1 protein-coding gene is annotated in these 1838 nt (G+C 60.1%); it reads right to left on the bottom strand.

All coding sequences use genetic code 11. The features are described 5' to 3' along the window. Positions 1-87: 87 nt before the first annotated feature. A complete protein-coding gene (ltrA, locus tag ACWEKM_RS46455; protein ID WP_451627353.1) occupies positions 88-1824 on the bottom strand; it encodes a group II intron reverse transcriptase/maturase in 1737 nt (578 codons plus the stop codon). Positions 1825-1838 lie beyond the last annotated feature (14 nt).

Below are 1838 nucleotides of genomic sequence, written 5' to 3'. Positions count from 1 at the left end.
CGGTCGGGTAGCGACGGCGCATTGCTGCGCCGCCGCCCCCTCGGAACCGTGCATGCGACTTATCGCCGCACACGGCTCGGGCAAGCCTCACGGGCTAACAGGTATTACAGGAGCATGCTCGGCTACTTCCTCGGCTGATCGCCGATGACAGTAGGCGTGCAGGAGATGAATCCGTGGCCGATTATCCTTACCGCGTTCCCGTAGAATCACAGCTTGCTTTCGCAGAGCTTTGCGGGTGGCGGTAAACCACTTCTCCCATTCCTCTGGGGTCTGCGGTTCCTGATCGGCATACAGCAGGTGACCCCCACACTCCGGACATCGCCCTCTCTGCGCTTTAAGTAGCCGCAGGGTCGGCGCGTCCAGCGGTGGGGGCTTCCTTTTGCGTCGCCGGTTGGCCCAGTAGTCGGCGAGCCCGGGATCGTCCGGAGACGCTACGCCTTTGACTGCCTGGTGACGGACAATCGGAATCCAGGAGAACTTGATGAGGTAAGCGCCGCTTTCACGGTCACCAAAGACCCACCGATCTCTCCTGGATTTATTCCACGCGCCGTAGTACCGGTCCACGACCCAGCGTTTGGGTTTATTCCGGTGACTGCGCAGAGCCCACCTATAGGTGAGCTTCCACACGTAGGCGTCCAGCGCGTTGAACATGCGGCTGGATACCACGGTCCGGTAGTAGCAGGCCCATCCCTTGATGATCGGGTTAAGCTGAGCCGTAACCGCCGCCGAGTTTGCGCCCCGAAGGATACGCATCTCGTCAGCGAGCCGCTTCCGGATCCGCTTTACGGCGGCACGACTGGGTTTAATGATTAGCTTTCCGCTGCGATAGCGGCGGATGTTGAATCCCAGAAAATCGAACCCCTGCGAGAGGTGCGCGATCCGAGTCTTACCCTCATTGAAGGAAAGCCCTCTGGGAGTTAGCCATTCACTTAGCTCCGATTTGACCTTCTCGGCTTCGTCACGGCTGTGACAAAGTGCAATAAGATCGTCGGCGTACCGAATAAGCACCGGCGTACCCCGCACCGCTTCGACGTAGTCTCTGCTATTGGTGCGGTAACGCGCCCCAGCCGCGCTTTCCATCCCGTGAAGAGCGATGTTCATTAGCAGCGGACTGATCACTCCGCCCTGGGGGGTTCCTTCCAGGGTCTCGGTGAACCAACCTTTCTCAACCACACCCGCCTTCAGCCAGCGTTCGACCATGCCCCTTGCGGGGAACGTGCCGATTTGGCGTAGGAGGTGGTCGTGGCTGATCCGGTCGAAGGCGGCTTCCAAGTCAGCGTCGAGAACCCACAGCCTTTTGGTGTTCTTTCCGCAGGCTGTGTTGAATATGGATTCGATCGCGTCATGGCATCCGCGGCCCGGCCGAAATCCATAGGACCTCTGCTCGAACCTCGCTTCCCACTCGGGTTCCAGCGCATTCACCGCCTGGGCTTGTCGAACCCGATCGGTGATCACGGGGATACCTAGTGGGCGCCGCCGTCCATCGCTCTTCGCGATATACACCCGCTTGACTGGACGGGCTTTCGATGGATTTTGGTTCTGATGCATCCAGCGCACCAGTTCCGTCTTCCCTGGAGAGGTCAGTACCACCCTCCCGTCGATTCCCGCCGTCTTGCGGCCAGCGTTGATCTCCGTAACCCGCCGAACGCTTACCAGCGTGTTGGCGAAGCTGCGGAGAATCAGCTTCTGCAGGTTGCGAACCCTCTTCAGGTCGCCTTCCTGTGTCGCCTTGAATATCCGCTGCCTTAGACGCCTTACCTGTTCCTCGGCATGCCGCCAGTCGACGGCATCCCAGTTCCAGTCCAGGCCCTCCGGTCCGTTCACCACGTCGACTACAG

This window comes from Streptomyces sp. NPDC004752, assembly GCF_053601275.1.
This window is presented reverse-complemented; position numbering and strand designations above follow the sequence as displayed.